Here is a 25557-nt window from a genome sequence, read left to right on the forward strand (position 1 = left end):
GCCGGACATCAGCGCTATCTCTGCTCTCACTGCCGTAAAACATGGCAACTGCAGTTCACTTACACCGCTTCTCAACCCGGTACGCACCAGAAAATCATTGATATGGCCATGAATGGCGTTGGATGCCGGGCAACAGCCCGCATTATGGGCATTGGCCTCAACACGATTTTACGTCACTTAAAAAACTCAGGCCGCAGTCGGTAACCTCGCGCATACAGCCGGGCAGTGACGTCATCGTCTGCGCGGAAATGGACGAACAGTGGGGCTATGTCGGGGCTAAATCGCGCCAGCGCTGGCTGTTTTACGCGTATGACAGGCTCCGGAAGACGGTTGTTGCGCACGTATTCGGTGAACGCACTATGGCGACGCTGGGGCGTCTTATGAGCCTGCTGTCACCCTTTGACGTGGTGATATGGATGACGGATGGCTGGCCGCTGTATGAATCCCGCCTGAAGGGAAAGCTGCACGTAATCAGCAAGCGATATACGCAGCGAATTGAGCGGCATAACCTGAATCTGAGGCAGCACCTGGCACGGCTGGGACGGAAGTCGCTGTCGTTCTCAAAATCGGTGGAGCTGCATGACAAAGTCATCGGGCATTATCTGAACATAAAACACTATCAATAAGTTGGAGTCATTACCTGGATTGATTAATCCTCAGGGGCAGTTGATCGTCATGAAAAATGGTGTACTGAACCGCACAATAACTATTGATTTCAACAAACCACCTAACATAGCTTCATTTCTGATCTTGCATCAGGGATCTTTACTGATAAAAGAAATAAATTCTTTTCCGGATCGTTGGCAAACGTTTTTACTGGCGCTGCACTCAAATTACAGTGAGTATTGCCAGCTACAGATTATTGCCATACAAACACTTCCATTTTCAATGGTAAAAAACACACTTCATCACGATATATCCACTCACTGTCTGACAAACCAACATTATGCAAACACCCTTTGTCAGGTCGTTACATTGCCACCGTTGCGGCATCGCTATGATGATATTCCTCTGCTGCTGACCTATTACCTGAGGAAGCTATCAAGCCAGTATAAACGCACTTCTTTACCTGTTCTGGGTGATGATTCACTACGCTTATTATTGAAGTATCACTGGCCGGGCAACATTACGGAATTGATAGGATTATTAGAAAATGCGTTTTTCCGTTGCACGGGCAATGAGTTACACATTGTCCTACCAAAGGAGAGAAATGCGATAGCCATCCCTCCGCTTGATGACGCAATGCGCCAACATATCCAAATGGCGTTACAACAAAGTCAGGGGAAAATATCAGGTAAAGGCGGTGCAGCAGAGTTACTTGGGGTTAACAGCAACACGCTATACAGCAAAATAAAAAAACTGGGCATTGTGGTGAAAGAAAAATAATCTGACGTCCCCTTTCCCTCTTCAGGAAAAGGGGAGCAGCCTTTATTTTTGTTTTCTGGCGCGATGGAAACCGTCGAGCATACCTTTAATCAGTGCCCCCGGCGTATCCCCCGTACTACATAAATAGAGATGCACGATGATAAATGCCACCATCACGACAGCCAAAGCGTAATGGAGCCAGGCCACAACCTGCTTACCCGGTAACGCAAACAGGGTTTCTGGCGTATAACCGGGGTACATCATCAGTAATCCGGTCACAATGAGCAGCGGCAATAACAGGAACATCACGCCAATATAGCCCAGTTGCTGGAGAATATTGAATTTAGCCGCTGGCGACGCATGTTCCGGGTGAGGTTCACCCCGGAAAATGCCATACAGGTAGTAACGAGTCTGACGGATAAGTCGCCCCGTAATACCCTGCCAGCGCACCTGATAATGATGCCCGTTGCCGCACATCGCCACCAGGATAAAACCCAGCCATATAACACACAGCGATACCCCTGCAATATTGTGTACATCAACCCACAGCGAGAATCGCGCACTCACCCAGTGCAAGGCACAGCCGCTGATAATTAGCGCGGCAAAACAGAGTGCGTTCAGCCAGTGCCAGCAGCGAACAGGCAGCGTGTAGAGGTAACTTTTCTCCAGCGGCATATCTGCCTTGCGACGCGACATGATTAGCCGCCCCAAACCATGACAGAGTAGCAACACTACGAAGCCGCCCAGCGCCCAGGCAATGAAGCGATCGGCCTGACCGCTGCCGTTATTACCAATCATGTAGGTATCGGTAAATAACACACCATCTATCTGACGAACAGCGGGAACAGGAGGCGCCACCGCCGTCAGTTTTTCTCTAAGAGAGACATCATCAAATAATCCTTTCCCTAACAAGCTACCTGCCATGGCATTTTCATCAGGCGCGAACGTTTTTCGCCGAGCGGTTAGCAGCGTTCCATCGCCATGACACTGTACACAGCTGATGGCTTTTGAAGCAGGCAGAATACGATGCAAAGTGGTATCCGCAGCATCGGCATGGCAGTCGATGCAACGTAAACTGTTGAGATGTTCAGAAGCATAAGGCAACGCAGAGTGCGCCATATCCTGAGATGTAGATCTTTTCCCACCAGACAGCTGTGTAAAGACTCCCGCCCGCGAATGACAATTCGTGCACATCAAATTGTCGTCGGCAACCCGTTGTTTACCCGGATGGTTTAGTTCTCCCGCCGTCATGGTGTGCGCGTTATGGCATGAGGTACAAGAGAAGAGTCCTTTGGCTATCTTTTCACTGTGGACACTCTGCTGTACGGCATGCACCGTATCGCGCATGGCCACACCATGACAACTTTCGCAGTTTTGGTCGTCGCCCGGCTTCAGAACATGCGGGGTGACAGAAAATCCCTCGCTTCCGGGTTGGCTCTGATGGCAGGCGATACACGGCACTTCACCATGCACGCTGTCGTGATATTTATCGGCAGAGACAACTAAATTCGCCTGCACTTTGTCCGTCGAGATCCCTTGAATATCGCCATCAGCGTGGCATGCCAGACAAGGTTGATTGAGCTGCGCTGCCGGCACTGGCGCACAATATCCCGACAGGGGTATCCATCCCACCAGCAGAAAGAATAGCCCTCTTGTTAATAATCCGCGCATGATGTCCCTCATGGCTTCATATCCGGGTATTTAAAGAGATGGCAATTATTACAATAAATTACCGAGGGTTTATGTTCGTTATGACAAGCGGTACAAGGAACATCTTTGCCGTAGTGCATTGAATCATGCGGGTTGGGCTCAGCATTCTTGTCATGCGGATTGGGTTGCGTTAACTCAGCAATCTGGTCGCGCGAACCGTGGCAACTCAGGCAGGACTTATCATTCGGCGCCGCGACGGGCGTGCTGGAACCGTGACATAACTGACATGATGTATTGCGTCCGGTGGACTCCAGTGAATGGTGATAAGGCTTGACGTTCATTGTATTCAGTTGCTGATGAAAAGCAGCTTCGTCGTCAGTCGCAGCGATGACCTGGGAAAAACCACCAATACACAGCAACAGCAGGGCTATCCATAATTTTGCCATATTAAATTCCCTCAACGTCAAAGGCTTCATCCGCAGCAGTTGCTGAGGCAACGCTAAGCCCCGCAATTCGGCCAAAAACCAGACAATCCGCAACGGCACAGCTCCCCAGACGACTTCCACCATGCGAACCTGCTGTCGCTTCTCCGGCAGCGTACAGACCGGGGATGGGTTTGCTATCAGCCGCGTTGAGTACCTCTGTGCGCATACTGATCTGCACACCACCCATGACGTAGTGCACTTTAGGCCATACGCGTACGGCAACAAATGGCCCTTTGTCTAACGGAACCGCACGACTCACATCTTTTTTCATGCGATCGCCACCTTTGCGCGCAACGGCCGCATTGTAGGCCTCCACCTCTTCTTGCAGTACGTCGAAAGGTATGCCGAAATGCGCCGCCAACTGATCCAGTGAGTCAAACTGCCAGGCGACACCATAATGCAAGGCATGCTTCAGACTTTGAGCCAGTTTCGCACCTTCAAGCGTGGTGAAGCAGATGGGATAAAGTGGATCCCCTTTCTCATCCACCTGCGCCAGAATCCCCTCTTCACGCTCTTTACGATCAGCAAGCTCATTTGTGAAGCGATGACCAGAACGAGGGTTAACCATAATTCCGTTAGGAAAACCTGAGATGGTATTGAACTGCGAAACGTAGCCAAATCCGCGTTCGTCTGGCGAAGACCAGGGGCCTAGCTGGATAAGATCAAGCTGCACCGGCGTTGCGCCAATACGTAGCATTTGCACCAGACATTCCGACGTAGCACCAGGGTGGTTGGTGGAATCGACACGCTCATCCAGCATGGGGTTTTGCATTTTACGAAAACGCAGATCATTGGAAAAACCGCCAGAACACATCACCACGCCGTAACGCGCGCCGTAATGCCTTATCTTGCCGCTCTGTTCATCCGGAAAACGATAGCCGTCACGTACCGTCAGACCGATAACACGTCCTTGCGAATTTTGCAGAAAAGATTCCAGCTTGCATTGGGCGCGAAAAATAACGCCCATTTTCATGGCGGACTCTTTTAGCGGCCGAGTGATCCCCGCCCCGGAACTCTCTACCGTTTGCAACGTACGAGGGACAGAGTGACCGCCAAAATGCTGTACGAACGGTTTATATTTTACACCGTGTTGTAGGGTAAACTCATATGCAGCGGTCGTGTTGTTAACGAGAATCTTCAACTGGTCTTTATCATTTAGCCCACGCCCAGCTTTCAGCATGTCCTTAAACATCAACTCTGGTGAATCGACGATCCCTTCTTTTTTCTGCGCAGGCGATCCGGCTACGGCAACCGCACCGCCGTTAATCGCTGAGTTGCCACCAAAAACGGGCATCTTTTCAATCACCAGCACGCTGCGGCCAGCCTGAGCGGCTTCAAGTGCAGCAGCCAGTCCGGCAAAGCCGCTTCCGACAACGATCACATCATAGACTTTATGGTAACGAACCAACGAAGCCGGGGCACAGTTATCCTGCGCCAGCGCCTTTCCAGTCAGCGCCGTAAGCGCGCCGCCGGTCGCCAGGAGGGTACTTTTCGTCAAAAAGGCTCGCCGCGACGCATTAACGGTTTTTTTCATTGTCGTCATTTGCTCCCAGCTTGCGTACTGACCAGGGAACCGGAAGGAAACGATGCAACTAACGCGGATGAATCAGCAATGTTGTCAGTAAAAATCCTATCCTGCACAACAAACGGTACTTTTTCACGATAGGCGGCAAAGAGTTTGCCGGTCATCTCACCCAACTTCAGGTCAGGATTTTTCTGTTTCCGTAGATCGACAGCCTGACTGGCGTGCAACAGTTCCAGACCATAAATACTGCGCATATCATCCGCGATTTGACTCAATCGCTTGGACGCCCGGAGATTGTTGGTGTAGGTATCTTCAATCGTTCCCGCCATCGGTTGTCCATCCAGTGATACCGGGTTAACCAGGTCGCGAATATCCGCCAGTAACGCAACCTGTGGCTTCTGAATAGCGCCGAAGGCATGTCCCTGCTGATTGGTGTCGGAAGCGAGGAAACGACTCAGTCCGGTAAAATGATCGTCAGATAAATGCAAAGTGCGCTGCACGCTGTTATGCGCCAGATGTCCCATCGCCAAAGACAGATTCTGAATCGCCAGCGCCAGAGGCAGCGGTTCAAAATTAGAGGTCGGGAAAATCGCGCCGCTGAGGGTTTCGCCATTGGCCTCTTTTGCGCTCACGAAATACTGCTCAACCTGGCTATTTTCCGCCAAAGAACGATCGGCATTCACGATTACTGCGGGATTGTCATCCGAGCTGTTCATCTGGATTTCCAGCATTTGCCAGGCTTCATTCCATTCGCGACGCGCTTCATTAAGCACAAATACCGTCGTACGGAAAGAGAGCGGGTCCTGCAAAGGACGTCCATCCTGATGTTGCCAGAGATAAGAACCCGTAAGCGCAGTTCGAATCGCTTCGGCAGTATCCTGAATGCCAGGGAAAGGTCTAACGCTTAAACTCTGGTACAGGAATGGCGCAACGTTGCCATTCAGCGCTTCCAGTGATAAACCGAACACCGCCGGGGTGACGTTAATAATCTGTCTGGACTCCAGCAGAGCCTGCGCAGAATAAGCCGTTGATACTGCATTGGAAGAAAGAATCGACAGCGCATCTTTGCCGAGTGGTTCCAGCTTATCAATACCCGCCTGTTTCAGCGCTTTTGCCGAATCCATCTCGACACCTTTCACGCGAACGCGCCATTCACCAATCATCACATCGCCGATATGAGAGGCAAGCGTGATATCAGCTTCACCCACAGAGCCCCGTGAGGGCACGACGGGGGTAATGTGCTTATTGAGAAACTGCTGATACATTTTGGCAACCTGCGGTTGGGCGCCGGTATTTCCCGTTAACATCGTATTCAGGCGAATCACCATAGCCAGACGCACCAGTTCATCCGGCATGTCTGGACCAACGCCCGCCGCATGCGCATGCAGAGCGTTGATATTAAACTCACGAGAGGCCTGAATAACCTCCGGAGTCAGTTTTCCATGCGCATCAAACAAAGATTTGTCTTTATTGAGTCCCACTCCTACTGTCAGTCCGTAAACGGGAACGCCTTTTCCGGCAGCAATCATTAAAAGTTTATTGGCTTTATCGACGCGATCCATCGCAGTGGCAGCGATCTCAACCTGTTTTTCCCCCTGAGCAATGGCCCAGGCATCATCCAGTGTTAATGAATGACCATCCAGCGTCACGCTGGTGGTAGCGTTTGCGAATAGCGGAAAAAACAGAGAGATACAGAACGTCGCAATGACAGTCTTCTTCATTTCTAAACTCCTTTTAATAGAGATAAGAAACAGTAACGAAAAATGCCTGTGCGAAAGTTGAAATAGCCCCTGCATTTACTAAGGCTATTTTTGATATTTCAAAAAAACCAAAGTAAAAACATTTCAATCTGTTAACAGATAATTCACCAGAAGAAACCACAACTCGCTAAAACACGGGCATAAATAACAGAGATGATTTGTCCGCAGAGAGATAATTTTCAGGCTTGATATTTTGGGGCAGGAATAAAAGACAATCAGACAGGAAATGCTTCAGCCTTGATAACAAAGCCGAAGCATGTTCTACATTAATGCGCGTCGATAAACACAATCTTCAGTACAAACAGCAGCGCAACAACAATGACGCACGGGCTGAGATCGCGGAAACGTCCGGTACCGATTTTCATCACACAGTAGGAAATAAAGCCCAGTGCGATACCTTCGGTGATCGAGAAGCTAAACGGCATCATCACGGCGGTAATAAACGCCGGAACCGCTTCGGTCAGGTCTTCCCACTTCACGCGCGACAGGCTTGATGTCATCAGGACACCAACGTAAATCAGCGCACCGGCGGCGGCATATCCCGGCACCATTCCCGCCAGCGGCGACAGGAAGATAACCAGCAGGAACAGCAGGCCAACGACGACTGCAGTCAGGCCGGTACGGCCACCAACCGACACCCCGGAAGAGGATTCAATATAGGCAGTAACGGAAGAGGTACCAATAAACGCGCCGGTAACAGAGGACACGCTATCCACATACAGCGCCTGCTTCATGCGTGGGAACTTGCCCTTCGCGTCTGCCAGGCCGGCTTTATCCGTCACGCCAATCAGCGTACCGGAGGAGTCAAACAAGTTAACCAGCATGAACGAGAAAATCACGCCTGCAAGGCCAATGTTAAACGAACCGGCCAGGTCAACATGCCCGATAACCGACATCACGCTCGGCGGCGCGGAGACGATCCCGTTGTAATGGACATCACCCAGCATCCAGCCCAGCAGCGTGGTCACAATGATAGAAATCAGTACTGCTGCGTGAATGTTACGTGACGCCAGAATCGCAATGATAAAAAAGCCCAAAATACCGAGCAGCACGCTGTGGGACGTCAGGTTGCCAATCGACACCAGCGTGTCTTTGTTGGCGACGATAACGCCGGCGTTTTTTAGCCCCATCATACCGATGAACAGACCGATACCGCTGGTGATCCCCACGCGCAGGCTCACTGGGATGTTGGCAATCATCCAGTAACGTACGCGGAAAATTGTCAGTAGCAGCAAACCTACCGCACCCCAGAAGATTGCGCCCATACCGATCTGCCATGACAGGCCCATCGCGCCAACGACCACGAAGGCAAAGAATGCGTTCAGGCCCATAGCAGGCGCAAGTGCGACCGGCAGGTTGGCAAAAAGCCCCATCAGGATGCTACCAAATGCAGCAATAAGGCAGGTGGTAACAAAGACGGCGCTGGTATCCATGCCAGCCACGCCAAGAATTTGCGGGTTAACAAAAACGATATACACCATCGTCAGGAAAGTGGTTAAACCGGCGATCACTTCGGTCCGTGCCGTTGTGCCATGTTCGCGCAGTTTGAACACGCGTTCCAGCATCCCCTGGCCAGAAGCCTGGGTTGTGTGTTGTTGACTCATTATCAATTTCCGAACAAGGAGGGAAAATTCGTCGCTATCCTATACCAAAATGCGACAATAGGGTTGGGTTATGAGCAACTTTTTTCATTGATTTTGCTTATACGGCAACGATTGCGTGGCGTAAATAAGCATGACGTAAACGTTAAACTAGCGATAAGAGGAAGGCATGTCCCAGATAGAAGCGGTATTTTTTGACTGCGACGGTACGCTGGTCGACAGTGAAGTGATCTGTTCCCGCGCGTATGTCGCCATGTTCCAGGAGTTCGGTATCAAACTCGATCTCGAAGAGGTGTTCAAACGCTTTAAAGGCGTAAAACTCTACGAAATCATCGATATCATCAACGAAGAGCACGGCGTTACGCTGGAGAAAGCCAATTTAGAGCCCGTTTACCGCGCTGAGGTCGCACGCCTGTTCGACTCGGAACTGGAGGTTATCGCTGGGGCAAATGCTCTGCTGGACTGCATGACAGTACCGATGTGCGTAGTATCAAACGGTCCGGTCAGCAAAATGCAGCATTCGCTGGGTAAGCTGGGCATGTTGCACCATTTTCCTGATTTACTGTTCAGCGGCTACGATATCCAACGCTGGAAGCCCGATCCGGCCCTGATGTTCCATGCGGCAAAAGCAATGGACGTTAACGTTGAGAACTGCATTCTGGTTGATGATTCCAGCGCAGGCGCGCAGGCGGGAATTGCCGCGGGGATGGAAGTGTTCTACTTCTGTGCCGATCCGCATAACAAACTGATCGAAAACCCAAAAGTCACGACCTTTACCGATCTGGCGCAGTTGCCGGAATTGTGGAAGGCGCGGGGTTGGAATATTACGCGTTAAGTTGAGATAGGGCGGGTAAGCGTTAACGCCACCCGCCACAAACATCACTCTTTCGGGTCTTTGCCCGCCAGCAGTTTATCAAGCTCATCTCCGCCCACGTGACGGAAATCCTGCCCCTTCACGAAGTAGAAGATGTATTCGCAGATATTCTGGCAGCGGTCACCGATACGCTCGATTGAACGTGCGCAGAACAGTGCGGTCAGTACGCTTGGAATGGTACGCGGGTCTTCCATCATGTAGGTCATCAGCTGACGCACGATGCCTTCATACTCCTGGTCGACTTTCTTATCTTCGCGATAAATACGTACCGCTTCATCGAGATCCATACGCGCAAACGCATCCAGCACGTCATGCAGCATTTGTACGGTGTGACGGCCCAGCGACTCCAGGCTAACCAGCAACGGCTGATGCTGTTGCGAAAACTTCTCCAGCGCGGTGCGGCAAATTTTGTCGGCAACGTCGCCAATACGTTCCAGCTCGGCAATGGTTTTGATAATCGCCATCACCAGACGCAGGTCGCTGGCGGTAGGTTGACGCTTGGCGATGATGCGCACGCAGGCTTCGTCGATCGCCACTTCCATCATATTGACGTTCTTATCGCCTTCAATGACGCGCTTCGCCAGCTCGCTATCCTGATTGTGCATGGCGGTAATCGCATCAGAAAGCTGCTGCTCTACCATGCCCCCCATGGTCATCACCTGGGTACGGATGCTTTCCAGCTCTGCATTGAACTGGCCGGAAATATGTTTATTAAGGTTTAAATTGTCCATCATTTCTCCAGATGCCCGGGCATATCAACCGTAGCGGCCAGTAATGTAATCTTCAGTTTGTTTCTTCGCGGGCTTGGTGAACAGATCGTCCGTATTACTGAACTCAATCAACTCGCCCAGGTACATAAATGCCGTGTGATCGGAACAACGCGCAGCCTGCTGCATGTTGTGGGTAACGATAACAACGGTGTAATCTTCTTTCAGCTCAGTGATCAGCTCTTCAATACGCCCGGTAGAAATCGGGTCGAGCGCTGAACACGGCTCATCAAGCAGTAGCACTTCCGGGCGAATGGCAATACCGCGCGCAATACACAGACGCTGCTGCTGACCACCGGAGAGAGAGTACCCGCTCTGGTGTAATTTATCTTTGGTTTCATTCCACAATGCGGCCTTGGTCAATGCCCACTGCACACGCTCGTCCATATCCGCACGAGAGAGTTTCTCAAACAAACGTACGCCAAACGCGATGTTGTCGTAAATAGACATTGGGAACGGCGTCGGCTTCTGGAACACCATGCCGACTTTGGCACGCAGCAGCGCGATATCCTGGGTGTTGGTGAGAATATTGTCACCATCCAGCAGGATTTCACCTTCCGCACGCTGCTCTGGGTACAGCTCAAACATTTTGTTGAAAGTACGCAGCAGCGTCGACTTACCACAACCTGACGGCCCGATAAACGCTGTGACCTGGTTTTTCGCGATATCCAGGTTGATGTTCTTCAGGGCATGGAATTTGCCATAGTAGAAGTTCAAATCACGAACCTGAATCTTACCTGGGGCAGTATCAACCATACTCATTTCAATCTCTTCCTCATCCGGCGCCGCATCCGCCACGCCGTTAAAAATTAACCGTGTTTCTTCTTCGCGAAAATGACGCGCGCCAGAATGTTCAGCAGCAGTACGCACAGGGTAATAATCAGTACCCCAGCCCAGGCCAGTTGTTGCCACTCAGCAAACGGGCTCATTGCAAACTTAAAGATAGTGACCGGCAGGTTGGCAATTGGCTGCATCATGTCGGTGCTCCAGAACTGATTGGAGAGCGACGTAAACAGCAGCGGAGCCGTTTCACCGGCGATACGTGCAATAGCCAGCAGAACCCCTGTAATGATGCCCGAGACAGACGCCTTCAGGGTGATTGCAGAAATCATCTTCCACTTCGGCGTACCCAGCGCATAGGCGGCTTCACGCAGGCTATCCGGCACCAGCTTGAGCATGTTCTCTGTGGTACGAATAACAATAGGCACCTGCAGCAGCGCCAGCGCGATTACGCCCGCCCAGCCGGAGAAATGCTCCATTTTTGCTACTACGATGGTATAAACGAACAGACCGACCACGATGGATGGCGCAGAAAGCAGAATGTCGTTGATAAAGCGGATGACCTCAGCCAGCCAGGACTTACGCCCATACTCCGCCAGGTAGATACCCGCCATAATACCAAGCGGGGTACCAAACACGGTCGCCCACAGAATCAACAGACCGCTACCGGCCAGGGCGTTCGCCAGACCACCACCCGCCGTATTCGGCGGCGGCGTCATTTCGGTGAACAGCGCCAGCGACATACCGTCAATACCACGGGTGATCGTGGACATCAGGATCCAGATCAACCAGAACAAACCGAACGCCATGGTCGCCATTGAGAGCGTCAGCGCGATGCGGTTCTTCAGGCGACGACGCGCCTGCATTTTACGACGGGATTCCGCAAGCTGAGCGGTGTTTTGCATTTCAAGCGTAGCCATTAGCGTGCCCCCTCGTTCTTCGCAAGGCGCATGATCATGAACTTAGATGCCGCCAGCACGATGAAGGTGATCACAAACAGAATCAGACCCAGCTCCATCAACGCGGCAACGTGCAGCCCAGATTCCGCTTCGGCAAATTCATTCGCCAGCGCAGAGGTAATACTGTTGCCCGGCATGTACAGCGAGGCGCTATCGAGCTGGTAGGTGTTGCCGATGATAAAGGTGACCGCCATGGTTTCACCGAGCGCACGGCCCAGACCGAGCATCACGCCGCCGATCACGCCATTTTTGGTGAACGGCAGGACGATGCGCCAGATAACTTCCCAGGTGGTGCAACCGATGCCATAGGCTGACTCTTTCATCAGCACCGGCGTTTGTTCGAATACATCGCGCATTACCGCCGCAATGTACGGGATGATCATGATGGCGAGTATCACGCCAGCCGCCAGAATACCGATCCCAAATGCCGGGCCGGAGAACAGCGCGCCAACAAACGGAATGTTGGAAAGGATGTTTCCGACCGGTTCCTGGAAATAAGTCGCAAACAGCGGGGCAAAAATAAACAACCCCCACATGCCGTACACGATACTTGGAATTGCCGCCAGCAGTTCAATAGCGATGCCCAGCGGGCGACGCAGCCAGCCAGGAGCAAGTTCAGTCAGGAACAGCGCAATGCCGAAACTCACCGGAACGGCAATCAGCAACGCAATAAGTGAGGTAACCAGCGTACCGTAAATCGGTACTAAAGCACCGTAGATATCGTTCGGCGCATCCCATTCTTTAGTCCACAAGAATGCGAAGCCAAATTTTTGGATACTTGGCCAGGAGGAGATGACCAGGGAGACAATAATGCCACCCAACATCAATAGTACAATCAGCGCAGCCAGTCTTACCAGCGCGCTGAAGATCATGTCACCTTTTTTACCCGGTGGGTTAAAAGCAGGCTTGGTTGCAGCCATAAATCGCTCTTTAAGTTTGGGCCAGGAAGCACGCATTTTATCGTGCTTCCCGGCTAACGTAATGCCATACCCTAAATAATTCGAGTTGCAGCAAGGCGGCAAGCTTGTGACAAATTCGTCAGGAACGAATTTGAACAGCCGGAGGCTGCCTTCGGTGAGGGACAAGGATGTCCCTCATTAATCCCCAGGAGCATAGATTCACTATGTGACTGGGGTGAACAAACACAGCCAACACCGCTGCGGCTCGAAGTATGACGGGTATTTAGTACAGCGCTTTACCGCTGCTGTCTTTCACGTTGGTCTTCCATGCAGCACGAACCTGCTCAACCACGCTGTCCGGCAGGCTGGCGTAATCCAGGTCGTTAGCCTGTTTGCCGCCGTTTTTGTACGCCCAGTCGAAGAACTTCAGCACTTCTGCGCTCTGCTCTGGTTTCTTCGACTCTTTATGTACCAGAATGAAGGTGGTGGAAGTGATTGGCCACGCGTCGTCACCTTTCTGGTTAGTCAGATCCTGAGCGAAGGTTTTGCTCCAGTCAGCGCCTTTTGCGGCGTTAGCGAAGCTCTCTTCGGTCGGGCTTACCGGTTTACCGTCAGCAGAAACAAGCTTGGTGTACGCCAGGTTATTCTGCTTAGCGTAAGCGTACTCAACGTAGCCGATAGAGCCCGGCAGACGCTGTACGAACGCGGCGATACCGTCGTTACCTTTACCACCCAGACCGGTCGGCCAGTTAACAGTAGAGCCGGAACCAATTTTAGATTTCCACTCTTCGTTTACTTTTGCCAGGTAGCTGGTGAAGACGAAGGAAGTACCGGAGCCGTCAGCACGACGCACAACGGCGATATTCTGTGAAGGCAGTTTCAGACCCGGATTCAGTTTGGTGATGGCTTCATCATCCCACTTTTTAATTTTACCGAGGTAGATGTCGCCCAGCGTTTTACCGTCCAGCACCAGCTCGCCGGATTTCAGCCCAGGGATGTTCACCGCCAGCACCACGCCACCGATCACGGTCGGGAACTGGAACAGGCCTTCTTGCGCCAGTTTTTCGTCAGATAACGGGGCATCAGAGGCGCCGAAATCAACGGTATTGGCCGTAATTTGTTTTACACCACCGGAGGAGCCGATACCCTGGTAGTTTACTTTGCTACCGGTCTCTTTCTGATAGGTATCTGCCCATTTGGCATACACTGGCGCAGGAAAGGTTGCACCTGCACCTGTCAGGCTCGCTGCAGCAAACGCAGAGAAAGCGCTCATGGATAAGGTCGCGGCGACAACAGTTGCGACAGTGGTACGCATAACTTTCATAATGTCTCCTGCACGGTTTTCGTAAATTGTTGTTTGAGTTGCTACTGTGAGCAAAATAGGACAAAAAGGTGACAGTTAAATGTACGAAATATGACAGTTTTATGACAACGAAAAACGTTCTTTTAACTACATGAAAAAATTGAAATTAATTCATATGATATTCGTGGAAATGCCATTTTTTTTGCGACGAATGAGGTCCGGGCGGGGAAATATGACAGCGACTGTCATAAACAGCCGCCCCATGAAAGATCAGTTTTTTATTTCCACAATGATGGTAGCCTCAGCGGTAAAGATACCCGGCTGTGGTCGTGTGCTGGTGGTGCTGGCTGGCGCGGCTGAAAAATTAAACTCCCCCGTCTCACGTCCTGAGACGATTCGCCCCATGTCAATGTCCATGAGTCCGCCGTTAACATCGGTGGCATTGCCATACTCATCATACATAATGATCCCAACATTGGGATTGTCTGTGCTAATCACCTTAGATAACGATCCGGACTGCATGGCATGCAGCGACATATCAATATTTTGTCCGGTAGACATGCCCGTACATTTAACCGCCACCTTCACCGGGATTTTTCGGCTCGTTATCGCCGTGCCCGGCACACTGCTGAACTCTGAAGCGGGGATTTTGTTAAAATCGACGACAATAGTCTGTCCGCCGTTGATTTCACACTCCTGAGGTGCGGTGATATCGCCGGAAATATACACATCAGCCAGCGGGCGAGCATAATCAATGGGTGTATCATTACTGATCGTCGCATATAACCGACTCATTAGCGTTGGCGGAATAGTAACAGTTCCAATAAAGGGTTCCCGGATATAAAAATAAATGGTTGCGGAGTCACCGCTCGTAAAATCAAGGGGCTGAACACGGCCACAGTCATAATAGGTTCCTTGATGAATATTCTGTTCCATTTCGAAAGGCGCATTAATTTTCCCTCGCCCCAACACTTCTATCGCAATGCCCACGTCAAGGTAGTCATTCAGTTGATAATAATGAACACCGCTGCGTACAGCCGTAGGTGTCAGAGCCTCATTCATGATGGCAGTATAATAAATGTAATAAAACCGAGCGGATTTACCCAGAGAGCATTCACAATGCCCGGGATAACTATCTGATGTCGATGTCGGAAAGTTAAACGTCTGGCCTTTTTTGTTCTGCACTGTGCTTATTTTTTTACCATAAAAGGGTAATACACTATGAAACGGCGTACCTGACGAGGTAACACACATACCTTTATTTGCTTCAGCCATTACGGGATCTGACATCAATATCAGAGGAAACAGCAACGCTAAATAGTTTTTTTTCATTGTAAAATCCCTTTAATGACACGCGGTATTAAGCTGAACTAAACTCGTATCCTGCGGTTTAGCTGTAAATGAGTAATGTGCCATACATTTGTCCGTGGCATTATTTCCCCAGCTTAATGCGAAATCACCCTCTTCCGGCATCCCGGCAAGATACACTTCGCCGTTATCGCCCACAATGCCCGTCACCGTACCGGCTTCCAGTTCAGCCGAAACCATCGAACCAAATGGCGCGGGCTTGCCATTGGCTAACGTTACCGTAAACAGCACGCGATATCCCACATGGGTAACAAATGTTGCTTTCACCACCGCACCGCGCGTCGGCACCAGATTCACCACCGTGTTATCCAGCTCAACATTGGCGCGCGAGAAGTAGCGGCTGTCGATGGCGACCCGGTTTTCACCGTAGGCATTCATCTGGGTTTTCACCGTATAACCCCGCCAGTCGGTCGACACGCCGCCTTCATTTTCCACTGATAGCCCTGCCGCGCCAGGCGCTTCCACCAGTGCAACCGTTTCTCCCAGTTCCTGTGAGAACGTCACACCGCTGCCATGTACCAGAATGCCGCCACGAGCGCCATAGTTAAAGGTTTGAGTGTCGCGGCTCCAGGCATAGCTGCCGTTAATGGAACCATAAGTGCCATCATAGTCGAGGCTAGCATTGCTGCTGTAGGCGGCGTTATCCGCGTTATTCCAGGCGCCCTGAACGTTATAAGAGAGGTTGCGATCTTCCAGAAGCGTACCGCCGATCCCCGCCTGTATGGAACTGTCATGGTGATTATTCTGCATCATGGAGTAGTCGACGTAGCTGTTCGTCATACTTCCTGACAGCGGGAAGGAGAGTGTAAGCATAACCGTCTGTTCGTGGTCGTTATTATTCTCGTTTGCGTAACCATTATTGTTAGCGTAGTAGGTGCCAACCGAGTCGATATAATTCCATGAAAGGTTCCATGACACTGTTCGCCAGCGATTGCTATAGCCAAACTGCACCATGCGATCGACGGCGTTGGTCTTCCAGTACTCCTGGCGGCTTAACGTTAAATAAAGACTGCCATACCCGTTGGGAAATGCTTGCGTCCAGGTACCTTCAAGCCGGCTGCGCCGGTTCCCGGTGTTCCAGAAATTTTCGCTGTCGTTCTGACGAGAGGCCCACTCATTGAGTGAGTAGTATCCCTGCGTTGAATAGCGGTAGCCCACCAGGCGGAAAGTGGTATCGGTATTATCGAAGCGTTTAGAGTAGAGAAAACGATAAGATTGCCCTTTTTCATCATCGCTATCGTCAAAATGAGAATGCGCCTGAGTCACGTCAAATGAGAGCGCGCCGAGTGAGCCCATATCTTTACCAATGCCTAGCGCAACGGCAGAGTAATCCTGCGCGATTTGCGTGCCGCCATAGGCAGTGATACCCCACGGTAGGCCGCGCAGAATCTGTGCCTGGGCAACCTTGGGTCTGAAATGGTTTTCATCGCGCATTTCCCCCACGCTTATATCAACGTCGGTTTGCCCTTCTCGCTTCATAATCGCTAGCGTGGAGTAGGGTTGGGTAAAATGCTGTTCGCTACCGTTTTCTTCTTTGATGGTCACGTCCAGATCGCCACCGGTGCTGGTGGTGTTAAGATCGGTGATCTCAAATGCTCCCTGAGGCACAGCCGATTGATAAATCACATAGTTATTCTGACGAATAGTGACCGTGGCGTTACTTTTAGCAATACCGCGCACCACCGGTGCAAAGCTGTTCAGATTCGACGGCAGCATGTCGTCGTCAGTGTAAAGTCTGACACCGCGGATCTGGGTGCCGTCAAATACATCGCTCGCCGTCCAGGTGTCGCCAGCCATTATCTGGCTACGCAGGGTGGCGATATCGCGTTGCACGTAGTTGTTGGCAGAGCGAACATCAATGCTGCTGTTGGTGGCATTCACCGTGCTGTAGTTACGAAAACGCCACGCGCCGATATTCAGCCCGTTTCGCAGATTCAGGTAGTAGGTATCGTCATCTTCCGAACCGTAATTTGATTTAAGGGTATGCGAGCCGGAAAAATCATAGTTGACCATCAGGGCGTTAATACCTTCATCCCAGCGGGAGGGAGGAATATAACCCTGAGCGGTTGAATCAAGGTAAATTTGCGGCACGGAGATATTTAATGCCAGCGCATTGGCATCAAATACCCATTTAGATCCCTCAACCAGCGGCATCGGGTTGACGCAGGCGCTGTTATCGACATCGTTGAGCGTTTTTAACGCCTCGACTTTCACGCCAAGAGCAGACAACGCCTCTTTCACGGCCACAAAACACGGATGAAGTTCCGACTCGGGAGGGTCCTGTACAAAGCGAATAGTTTGTGGCTCAAAGGCTTTGCCGTTCACCACCACATCAACTTTATATTCCCCAGGCGGCTGCATATTCGCGCGATTAAACTGGCGAATATCAATATCCACCGGGTGGTCAATTTCCAGCAGTCGTGGGTTAAATGAATACCCCTGTGCGTCAACCTGAGTTGCCGCACATAAACACGCACCGGAAATAAGTACGGGAAAAAGACGTGAGCCTGGCATAAAACTCCTTCTCAAGACCATCACAACGCTTGTTTCTGAGCCTTGCTCACTGCGCCAGTATCATAGATAAAGCGCCAGTCCAGTGAATGGCCGCCGCTGCCAGAAGGCAAAGGCAGGGTTAAGGTTTCAAAGGGGCGAATCATATTGAGCGGTACATCTTTTCCATCAATCAGCACATCCATGATATTGATATGAATAGGGTTGTTATTCTTAACAATCAGGTTATTTCCCTGCTTATGCCATTTCACGTTGGCAACGGCTTTTTCCGGCGTGAGCGTAATGCCCGCCGGGCGCCAGAAAAGTTTGATTTTGGTTTTCACCGCAATTTCCAGCTTACTGCTGTCTTTGTCGGTGCTGGTAGGGGGAATATTTTTCACACTCAGCCAGAAAACAGATTCGCAATCTTTCGGTAAATCACCGGCAGTTTTAATTATTCGCAGGATCTTTTCCTGGCTGGCTTCCAGGCGAGACACCGGAGGAACAACAGTAAAAGGAGGTTTACTTTTATCTTTACTGTCAAACGGCTCAACCCATGCCTGAATAAGATAGGGAAGCTCAGTCTCTTTGTTATAAATAGAGATCGTTGTATCCATCTCACTGCCGGGGAAAATAACTCGCGTACCACCAATCACGATCCCCGCAAAACAGGATGAAATATTAACCAATAACAGTGCAGCAATGATTCCTTTCAGTAACCGCATAATCACAACAATTTCTCCTTAAAAAGACGCCCACTGTTCATAATTTTTATCAACATGAGCGTCATTCATTTCATGATTGTCTATTACTTGGTGTAAATAACGGTGAACTGCGTATCGGCGTTCGCGGTACCCGGCGTTACAGTCGCAGAAGTTGCAATATAACGCGCGATAAATGGCATAGAGGCCTTCCCTGAAGAAATAGTCACAGGGGTAGAATCGTCGCCAATTTTGAGATGGGAGTTATCGCTGCTGTTATAAAGACGAATCGCCACGCCGGTTGCCGCTGCTGCGGTACCTGTTCCCGTAAAATCGCCCGGCGCTGTCGATTCCACGGGGAACCCTACCGTTACGTCGCCATCGGCATTGCCTTTAAATGTACCGTTTGTATCAACGGCATCAAAGCGAACGGCAGCCTTGGTATAAGTTGCCGGACATTTATCCAGATCAATATGGAAATTAGCTGGCGCAGCCGTGCTGCCGACGCCGGTAAATGCGGTTTTATTAACTTTCCCGAGTTTGACAGTTTGATTTGCTGTCTCCGTCGTCACTTCGCAGGTGCTGTCGATAACTTCGCCAGTGAAGTGAACATTCCCATCATTTGCAATAGCATAACCAGCAGACAGGCTAAAGGATAAAATTAATACGCGAGAAATTGAATTAAGTTTCATTATGACACTACCAATAATATTATATATTTGCGTTCCATTTAAAATAATGAAACACGCTATCCCTACGGCAGCAATAATACTCAACCTGTCACAATAAGCAATTAAATCAATATTAATTAAACAAGTTTAAATATAAGCAAAATAAAATAAATACAAAAAAACAATACTTACTTTTATAATATTAGCACGAGATATATAATCAATTCAAAACAGACACTTGTTTTCATGTGATTTTCAGATTTAATTTACATAAAACACAATGATAATTCATAAAGTAAATTAATAAAAAATTAACAACAATTTTTTATATCAATTAAAAACACAAATAAACAAACAGGTATAAAAAAAAACAAATAAAATACAAAAAAGTAGTTATTTATAATAACAACCAAAACATAGTGTTTTGTATGCAGACATAAAAAAAGCCACCGGAATCCCGGTGGCTTATGTTGGCTCAAAGCATTACTCTACAGTAACTGATTTCGCCAGGTTACGCGGCTGATCCACGTCGGTGCCTTTAATCAGCGCCACGTGATACGCCAGCAGTTGCAGCGGAACTGTGTAGAAGATGGGTGCAATCACCTCTTCCACATGCGGCATCTCAATGATGTGCATGTTTTCGCTGCTGGTAAAGCCTGCATCCTGATCGGCAAAGACGTACAGCTGACCGCCACGCGCGCGAACTTCTTCAATGTTAGATTTCAGTTTTTCCAACAGTTCGTTGTTCGGTGCGACCACGATAACCGGCATATCAGCATCAATCAGCGCCAGCGGACCGTGCTTCAGTTCGCCTGCGGCATATGCTTCAGCGTGAATATACGAGATCTCTTTCAGCTTCAGCGCGCCTTCCAGCGCGATGGGGTACTGATCGCCACGGCCAAGGAACAGCGCATGGTGTTTGTCAGAGAAACCTTCCGCCAGAGCAGCAATGCGCTTGTCCTGAGACAGCATCTGCTCAATACGACTCGGCAGCGCCTGCAGACCGTGAACGATCTCCTGCTCAATAGACGCATCCAGGCCTTTCAGACGAGACAGTTTCGCCACCAGCATCAGCAGAACAGTCAGCTGGGTGGTAAATGCCTTCGTGGAGGCCACACCGATTTCGGTACCGGCATTGGTCATCATCGCCAGGTCAGATTCACGCACCAGAGAGGAGCCCGGAACGTTACAGATAGCCAGCGATCCCAGATAGCCCAGCTCTTTAGATAAGCGCAGGCCCGCCAGGGTATCCGCCGTTTCACCGGACTGAGAAAGGGTAATCATCAGGCTGTTACGACGCACAGCAGATTTACGATAGCGGAATTCGGAAGCGATTTCGACATCACAAGGAATACCCGCCAGCGATTCAAACCAGTAGCGGGACACCATACCGGAGTTGTACGACGTACCGCAGGCGATAATCTGGATATGTTCAACCTGAGACAGCAGCTCGTTGGCACGCGAACCCAGCTCGCTTAAATCCACTTCACCGTGGCTAATGCGCCCGGTCAGCGTATTTTTAATCGCGTTCGGCTGTTCGTAGATCTCTTTCTGCATGTAGTGGCGATAAATACCTTTTTCGCCCGCGTCATACTGCAGATTCGATTCGATATCCTGACGTTTCACTTCTGCGCCAGACTTGTCGAAAATAGAGACAGAACGACGGGTCACTTCCGCGATGTCGCCCTCTTCCAGGAAGATAAAGCGACGGGTTACCGGCAGCAGCGCCAGCTGGTCGGAAGCGATAAAGTTCTCACCCATGCCCAGACCAATGACCAGCGGGCTACCAGAACGGGCCGCCAGCAGAGTTTCTGGGTTACGGGTATCCATGATCACTGTGCCGTAGGCACCGCGCAGCTGCGGAATAGTACGCAGCACGGCTTCACGCAGCGTTCCACCCTGTTCCAACTCCCAGTGCACCAGGTGAGCAATCACTTCGGTGTCGGTTTCAGAAACAAAGGTATAGCCACGGGTTTTCAGCAGTTCACGCAGTGGTTCATGGTTTTCAATGATGCCGTTATGCACCACAACAATGTGTTCAGAAACATGGGGATGCGCGTTCGCTTCTGAAGGTTCACCGTGTGTTGCCCAACGGGTATGAGCGATACCTGTACCACCATGCAGCGGATGTTCTTCCGCAGCAGCAGTCAGCATCTGAACTTTACCCAGACGACGCAGACGAGTCATGTTACCTTCAGCATCGACGACGGCCAGACCAGCAGAGTCATAACCACGATATTCCAGACGACGTAAACCTTCGAGAAGGATTTCAGCTACATCACGCTGCGCGATAGCGCCAACAATTCCACACATATTTTTTGATTCCGAATTTAGGCATTATGCCTGTCGTTGTCGCTGACCTGTATTTGCCCTTTCCGGGCGCCCCGAGCCTTGTAGAGAGTGGGGTTATTTTTATAGGTATTACTAGTGGGCGGGAGATATATGTTTATCTCCTCGTCCCTTATCTGCCGAATAAACACGTATGCCATTCGGCAAAAAACTAAATTACTTCTTCTTCACCGGACGCTGCCAGCCCTGTTTATGGACCTGCGGTACACGGCTTAATACCAGTTCGTTATCGGCGACATTACGCGTAACAGTGGTCCCGGCGGCAATGGTCGCACCTTTACCCACAGTGACAGGCGCTACCAACTGAGTATCCGAACCCACAAACACATCATCACCAATAATGGTTTTAAATTTATTAGCACCATCGTAGTTGCAGGTGATCGTCCCTGCACCGATGTTCACGTTATCGCCAATTTCCGCATCGCCCAGGTAGGTCAGATGACCGGCTTTGGAGCCTTTACCCAGACGCGCTTTTTTCATTTCAACGAAGTTACCCACGTGTGCGCCTTCCTGCAGCTCAGCACCTGGGCGCAGACGCGCGAATGGACCGATGGTGCAAGCAGCTTCCAGATGGGCATCTTCCACCACACTGTATGGGCTAAGCTCGCAACCCTCACCAATAACGCTGTTTTTGATGATGCAGCCAGCGCCAATCTTGACGCGATCCCCAACGGTTACGTTACCTTCAATGATAACGTTAGTATCAATTTCAACATCTCGCCCGTGAATAAGCGTACCGCGAAGATCAAAACGTGCCGGATCGCGCAGCATCACGCCCGCCAGCAGCAGTTTTTCTGCCTGCTCGGACTGATAAACACGTTCCAGACGGGATAGCTGAAGACGGTTATTCACCCCTTCTGTTTCGCTAATGCGTGCTGGATGTACTGCAGCAATTTCACGTCCTTCCTGATACGCCATCGCAATGATATCGGTGATGTAATATTCACCCTGAGCATTATTATTGGTCAGTCTGGACAGCCAGCGCTTCATGTCAGCACCGTTGGCAATCAGGATACCAGTGTTTATTTCCTGGATTTGACGTTGCTCGTCGGTGGCATCTTTATGCTCGACGATACCCGTGACGTTGCCGTTATCGCGGGTAATTCGCCCATAGCCGGTTGGGTCATCGAGTTTTACCGTTAGCAAGCCAATGCCGCCCTGCGGTTTCGCTTCACGCAGGTGACGTAACGTTTCGGTGGAAATCAGCGGCACATCGCCATAGAGCATTAAAATGTCTTCGTCATCACCAAAGAATGGCGCCGCCTGCTGCATCGCATGGCCGGTACCCAACTGCTCCGCCTGCAGAACCCAGTTCAGGTTGCCATCCTTCAGCGTTTGCTTGAGCAAATCACCACCGTGTCCGTAGACCAGATGTACGTGAGTCGCACCTAATTCATTAGCTGCATCAATGACATGCTGAACCATCGGTTTTCCTGCGAGGGTATGCAGCACTTTAGGGAGATCGGAATACATACGCGTGCCTTTGCCTGCGGCAAGGATCACGACGCTCATAGCATTATTCAACATACACGTCCTGACTGTAATTTGAGAACGAATTTATACCGTTTCACATTGAAAATACTACATTTTTTTCAGCGTAAAATGGACCGAAGATAAAACGTTCAATCGGGGAAATTCCCCATCTGATAACTCACCATTTTCGTCTATATCAGTGTCTTTTGTCTTCAAAAAACCTGGGACCTGCTCTTATTAAAGCCTTAGGTTAATGTTTTTGCTATTTTTTTACCGCATGAATAAAGAGTTACGAATGCATGGTCCGATTTTATTTTGTGATTCAGTGAGAAACCGAAAATGCGTAAGCAAAAATAAACATTTGAGGCAGAGGAGTAGGGGGAGGGGATTTATTACAACAAGGGGCGCTGGCTGATAAACCGTATCAAGCATCGCGCCACAGGACATGCAGGTAAAGGCTAAAAGCTCATATTGCTGAACATGGCGATGATTTTATTGAGTAATTTCATGTTGGCATCTCTTTTTATCCGAGTTTATTTTGTGACATACATCACATAAAAAAGAGTCTACGCCGCATTTTTTAGCCAATCAATGTTTTTATGATCTAAATCACAAAACAGCTTTTAATTTAAATGTTCTTGCAACAAAACCAAAAAAAAAGCCAGCCTGGAAACCAGACTGGCCTTTGTGCTTTCAAGCCGGTGTTACATCGCTTTTTTGGTCAACTCGATAACGCGCAGTTTCGCGATCGCTTTGGCCAGTTCCGCAGATGCCTGAGCGTAATCCACGTCACCATGAGAGCTCTTGATGTGCTCTTCAGCCTTACGCTTCGCTTCCAGGGCTCTCGCTTCATCGAGATCCTGTCCGCGAATCGCGGTATCAGCCAGAACGGTCACGCTGCCTGGCTGCACTTCGAGAATGCCGCCGGACAGGTAGATAAACTCTTCATGACCGAACTGTTTAACGATGCGGATCATACCAGGCTTAATGGCGGTGAGCAGCGGTGCGTGACCCGGGAAAATACCCAGTTCACCTTCACTACCCGTTACCTGGATTTTTTCGACCAGACCAGAGAACATTTGTTGCTCTGCGCTGACGACGTCCAGGTGGTAAGTCATTGCCATATCACCCTCCGATTAAGGCGTTAAAGTTTTTTGGCTTTTTCCACGGCTTCGTCGATAGAACCAACCATGTAGAACGCCTGCTCTGGCAGGTGGTCGTATTCGCCTTCCATGATGCCTTTAAAGCCACGGATGGTGTCTTTCAGGGAAACGTATTTGCCCGGAGAACCGGTGAATACTTCCGCAACGAAGAACGGCTGGGACAGGAAGCGCTGAATTTTACGCGCACGTGCTACCACCAGTTTATCTTCTTCAGACAGTTCATCCATACCCAGGATGGCGATAATGTCTTTCAGTTCCTGATAACGCTGCAGCAGGGACTGTACGCCACGCGCGGTGTCGTAGTGTTCCTGACCAACAACCAGCGGATCCAGCTGACGGCTGGTGGAATCCAGCGGGTCAACTGCCGGGTAGATACCCAGAGATGCGATCTGACGGCTCAGTACCACGGTTGCATCCAAGTGAGCAAAGGTGGTTGCTGGGGATGGGTCAGTCAAGTCATCCGCTGGTACGTATACCGCCTGAACGGAGGTGATAGAACCGGTTTTGGTGGAGGTGATACGTTCCTGCAGAACACCCATCTCTTCCGCCAGGGTCGGCTGGTAGCCTACCGCTGATGGCATACGACCCAGCAGTGCAGATACTTCTGTACCGGCCAGGGTATAACGATAGATGTTATCAACGAACAGCAGAACGTCACGACCTTCGTCACGGAACTTCTCAGCCATGGTCAGACCGGTCAGCGCAACACGCAGACGGTTTCCCGGCGGCTCGTTCATCTGGCCATATACCAGAGATACTTTGTCCAGAACGTTGGAGTCGGTCATTTCGTGGTAGAAGTCGTTACCCTCACGAGTACGTTCACCTACGCCCGCAAACACAGAGTAACCGGAGTGTTCGATCGCGATGTTACGGATCAGCTCCATCATGTTTACGGTTTTACCTACACCCGCACCACCGAACAGACCAACTTTACCGCCCTTAGCGAACGGACACATCAGGTCGATAACTTTGATACCAGTTTCCAGCAGTTCCTGAGAGCTTGACAGCTCTTCGTAGGAAGGTGCCGCGCGGTGGATAGCCCAACGCTCTTCTTCACCGATATCGCCTTTCATGTCGATCGGATGCCCCAGGACGTTCATGATACGACCCAGAGTTGCTTTACCTACCGGGACTTCGATCGGGTGCTCGAGGTCTTTAACTTCAAGACCACGACGCAGACCGTCGGAAGAACCCATAGCGATGGTACGCACGATACCGCCGCCGAGCTGCTGCTGAACTTCCAGCACCAGGCTCTCTTTACCATTCATAACCTCAAGAGCATCGTACACGCGCGGTACGGCATCCTGAGGGAATTCGACGTCAACCACGGCGCCGATTACCTGGACAATTTTTCCAGTAGCCATCTTGAATCCT

The 25557-nt window shown here is 50.4% G+C and carries 20 protein-coding genes and 1 pseudogene; 3 read left to right on the forward strand and 18 right to left on the reverse strand.

Annotation, left to right across the window (positions count from 1 at the left end; genetic code table 11):
• A pseudogene (locus OGY15_RS13000) lies at positions 1-626 on the forward strand (IS1-like element IS1B family transposase); the annotation flags it as partial.
• Between the two features lie 49 nt (positions 627-675).
• Positions 676-1386 (forward strand): AAA-type ATPase lid domain-containing protein, encoded by a 711-nt coding sequence (locus tag OGY15_RS13005; RefSeq protein WP_286539508.1) that lies wholly within the window; start codon positions 676-678, stop codon positions 1384-1386.
• A 42-nt stretch (positions 1387-1428) separates the two neighbouring features.
• Here OGY15_RS13005 and phsC read toward each other — a convergent pair whose 3' ends face one another.
• The 5 genes from phsC to adeP all read right to left on the reverse strand — a co-directional run bounded on the left by phsC (position 1429) and on the right by adeP (position 8389).
• Positions 1429-3036, reverse strand: a complete 1608-nt coding sequence (phsC, locus tag OGY15_RS13010; protein ID WP_187259925.1) for a thiosulfate reductase cytochrome B subunit — start codon at positions 3034-3036, stop codon at positions 1429-1431.
• Positions 3037-3044: 8 nt separating this feature from the next.
• Positions 3045-3461: a cytochrome c3 family protein gene (locus OGY15_RS13015; RefSeq protein ID WP_151217164.1), complete on the reverse strand. Its 417-nt coding sequence runs from the start codon at positions 3459-3461 to the stop codon at positions 3045-3047.
• A gap of 1 nt (position 3462) precedes the next feature.
• Positions 3463-5043: a flavocytochrome c gene (locus OGY15_RS13020; RefSeq protein WP_247605086.1), complete on the reverse strand. Its 1581-nt coding sequence runs from the start codon at positions 5041-5043 to the stop codon at positions 3463-3465.
• A complete protein-coding gene (locus OGY15_RS13025) occupies positions 5040-6746 on the reverse strand; it encodes an HAL/PAL/TAL family ammonia-lyase (RefSeq protein WP_151217166.1) in 1707 nt (568 codons plus the stop codon). The genes OGY15_RS13020 and OGY15_RS13025 overlap by 4 nt, the downstream gene beginning before the upstream one ends.
• Positions 6747-7051: 305 nt before the next feature.
• Entirely contained in the window at positions 7052-8389 is a 1338-nt protein-coding gene (gene adeP / locus OGY15_RS13030; RefSeq protein ID WP_003840586.1) for an adenine permease AdeP, read from the reverse strand.
• Positions 8390-8555: 166 nt separating this feature from the next.
• On the opposite strand from adeP, the gene yieH reads away from it, so the two are divergent.
• Entirely contained in the window at positions 8556-9221 is a 666-nt protein-coding gene (gene yieH, locus OGY15_RS13035; protein ID WP_286539513.1) for a 6-phosphogluconate phosphatase, read from the forward strand.
• 44 nt (positions 9222-9265) lie between these two features.
• Here the strand turns inward: yieH and phoU are convergent, their stop codons facing one another.
• The 13 genes from phoU to atpD all read right to left on the reverse strand — a co-directional run bounded on the left by phoU (position 9266) and on the right by atpD (position 25547).
• The gene (gene phoU, locus OGY15_RS13040) at positions 9266-9991 is read right to left on the reverse strand and encodes a phosphate signaling complex protein PhoU (RefSeq protein ID WP_003023824.1); all 726 of its coding nucleotides are present in this window, start codon (positions 9989-9991) and stop codon (positions 9266-9268) included.
• Between the two features lie 24 nt (positions 9992-10015).
• On the reverse strand, positions 10016-10789 hold the full coding sequence (pstB, locus tag OGY15_RS13045) for a phosphate ABC transporter ATP-binding protein PstB (RefSeq protein ID WP_003023821.1): 774 nt from the start codon (positions 10787-10789) through the stop codon (positions 10016-10018).
• Between the two features lie 47 nt (positions 10790-10836).
• Entirely contained in the window at positions 10837-11727 is an 891-nt protein-coding gene (pstA, locus tag OGY15_RS13050) for a phosphate ABC transporter permease PstA (RefSeq protein ID WP_003023819.1), read from the reverse strand.
• Positions 11727-12686, reverse strand: a complete 960-nt coding sequence (gene pstC, locus OGY15_RS13055) for a phosphate ABC transporter permease PstC (RefSeq protein WP_151217169.1) — start codon at positions 12684-12686, stop codon at positions 11727-11729. The genes pstA and pstC overlap by 1 nt, the downstream gene beginning before the upstream one ends.
• A gap of 262 nt (positions 12687-12948) precedes the next feature.
• Positions 12949-13989 carry a phosphate ABC transporter substrate-binding protein PstS gene (pstS, locus tag OGY15_RS13060; protein ID WP_003023814.1) on the reverse strand — a complete coding sequence of 347 codons (1041 nt, stop codon included), beginning with the start codon at positions 13987-13989 and terminating at the stop codon, positions 12949-12951.
• Positions 13990-14238: 249 nt separating this feature from the next.
• The gene (locus tag OGY15_RS13065; RefSeq protein ID WP_286539516.1) at positions 14239-15300 is read right to left on the reverse strand and encodes a fimbrial protein; all 1062 of its coding nucleotides are present in this window, start codon (positions 15298-15300) and stop codon (positions 14239-14241) included.
• 12 nt (positions 15301-15312) lie between these two features.
• Entirely contained in the window at positions 15313-17850 is a 2538-nt protein-coding gene (locus OGY15_RS13070) for a fimbria/pilus outer membrane usher protein (RefSeq protein WP_210905546.1), read from the reverse strand.
• A 20-nt stretch (positions 17851-17870) separates the two neighbouring features.
• Positions 17871-18551: a fimbrial chaperone gene (locus tag OGY15_RS13075; RefSeq protein ID WP_151217175.1), complete on the reverse strand. Its 681-nt coding sequence runs from the start codon at positions 18549-18551 to the stop codon at positions 17871-17873.
• 83 nt (positions 18552-18634) lie between these two features.
• Entirely contained in the window at positions 18635-19219 is a 585-nt protein-coding gene (locus OGY15_RS13080) for a chaperone-usher fimbrial major subunit (protein WP_151224055.1), read from the reverse strand.
• 462 nt (positions 19220-19681) lie between these two features.
• Positions 19682-21511 (reverse strand): glutamine--fructose-6-phosphate transaminase (isomerizing), encoded by a 1830-nt coding sequence (gene glmS / locus OGY15_RS13085; RefSeq protein ID WP_003023813.1) that lies wholly within the window; start codon positions 21509-21511, stop codon positions 19682-19684.
• A gap of 192 nt (positions 21512-21703) precedes the next feature.
• A complete protein-coding gene (glmU, locus tag OGY15_RS13090; RefSeq protein ID WP_151224047.1) occupies positions 21704-23074 on the reverse strand; it encodes a bifunctional UDP-N-acetylglucosamine diphosphorylase/glucosamine-1-phosphate N-acetyltransferase GlmU in 1371 nt (456 codons plus the stop codon).
• 650 nt (positions 23075-23724) lie between these two features.
• Positions 23725-24144, reverse strand: a complete 420-nt coding sequence (locus tag OGY15_RS13095) for a F0F1 ATP synthase subunit epsilon (protein WP_003023809.1) — start codon at positions 24142-24144, stop codon at positions 23725-23727.
• Between the two features lie 20 nt (positions 24145-24164).
• Complete coding sequence (atpD, locus tag OGY15_RS13100; protein WP_003023806.1) at positions 24165-25547, reverse strand: F0F1 ATP synthase subunit beta; 1383 nt, start codon at positions 25545-25547, stop codon at positions 24165-24167.
• Between the last annotated feature and the right edge of the window lie 10 nt (positions 25548-25557).

This window comes from Citrobacter sp. Cu231 (genome assembly GCF_030332265.1).
Lineage (GTDB): Bacteria > Pseudomonadota > Gammaproteobacteria > Enterobacterales > Enterobacteriaceae > Citrobacter > Citrobacter meridianamericanus.

Excerpts from the sequence above, each read along its gene's own strand:
- phoU (WP_003023824.1), bottom strand. The coding sequence starts at position 9,991 with ATGGACAATTTAAACCTTAATAAACATATTTCCGGCCAGTTCAATGCA.
- OGY15_RS13005 (WP_286539508.1), top strand. The coding sequence starts at position 676 with ATGAAAAATGGTGTACTGAACCGCACAATAACTATTGATTTCAACAAA.
- pstA (WP_003023819.1), bottom strand. The coding sequence starts at position 11,727 with ATGGCTACGCTTGAAATGCAAAACACCGCTCAGCTTGCGGAATCCCGT.
- yieH (WP_286539513.1), top strand. The coding sequence starts at position 8,556 with ATGTCCCAGATAGAAGCGGTATTTTTTGACTGCGACGGTACGCTGGTC.
- atpD (WP_003023806.1), bottom strand. The coding sequence starts at position 25,547 with ATGGCTACTGGAAAAATTGTCCAGGTAATCGGCGCCGTGGTTGACGTC.
- OGY15_RS13070 (WP_210905546.1), bottom strand. The coding sequence starts at position 17,850 with ATGCCAGGCTCACGTCTTTTTCCCGTACTTATTTCCGGTGCGTGTTTA.
- pstS (WP_003023814.1), bottom strand. The coding sequence starts at position 13,989 with ATGAAAGTTATGCGTACCACTGTCGCAACTGTTGTCGCCGCGACCTTA.
- adeP (WP_003840586.1), bottom strand. The coding sequence starts at position 8,389 with ATGAGTCAACAACACACAACCCAGGCTTCTGGCCAGGGGATGCTGGAA.
- glmS (WP_003023813.1), bottom strand. The coding sequence starts at position 21,511 with ATGTGTGGAATTGTTGGCGCTATCGCGCAGCGTGATGTAGCTGAAATC.
- OGY15_RS13020 (WP_247605086.1), bottom strand. The coding sequence starts at position 5,043 with ATGACGACAATGAAAAAAACCGTTAATGCGTCGCGGCGAGCCTTTTTG.
- pstC (WP_151217169.1), bottom strand. The coding sequence starts at position 12,686 with ATGGCTGCAACCAAGCCTGCTTTTAACCCACCGGGTAAAAAAGGTGAC.
- glmU (WP_151224047.1), bottom strand. The coding sequence starts at position 23,074 with ATGTTGAATAATGCTATGAGCGTCGTGATCCTTGCCGCAGGCAAAGGC.
- OGY15_RS13080 (WP_151224055.1), bottom strand. The coding sequence starts at position 19,219 with ATGAAACTTAATTCAATTTCTCGCGTATTAATTTTATCCTTTAGCCTG.
- OGY15_RS13075 (WP_151217175.1), bottom strand. The coding sequence starts at position 18,551 with ATGCGGTTACTGAAAGGAATCATTGCTGCACTGTTATTGGTTAATATT.
- OGY15_RS13095 (WP_003023809.1), bottom strand. The coding sequence starts at position 24,144 with ATGGCAATGACTTACCACCTGGACGTCGTCAGCGCAGAGCAACAAATG.
- pstB (WP_003023821.1), bottom strand. The coding sequence starts at position 10,789 with ATGAGTATGGTTGATACTGCCCCAGGTAAGATTCAGGTTCGTGATTTG.
- phsC (WP_187259925.1), bottom strand. The coding sequence starts at position 3,036 with ATGCGCGGATTATTAACAAGAGGGCTATTCTTTCTGCTGGTGGGATGG.
- OGY15_RS13015 (WP_151217164.1), bottom strand. The coding sequence starts at position 3,461 with ATGGCAAAATTATGGATAGCCCTGCTGTTGCTGTGTATTGGTGGTTTT.
- OGY15_RS13065 (WP_286539516.1), bottom strand. The coding sequence starts at position 15,300 with ATGAAAAAAAACTATTTAGCGTTGCTGTTTCCTCTGATATTGATGTCA.
- OGY15_RS13025 (WP_151217166.1), bottom strand. The coding sequence starts at position 6,746 with ATGAAGAAGACTGTCATTGCGACGTTCTGTATCTCTCTGTTTTTTCCG.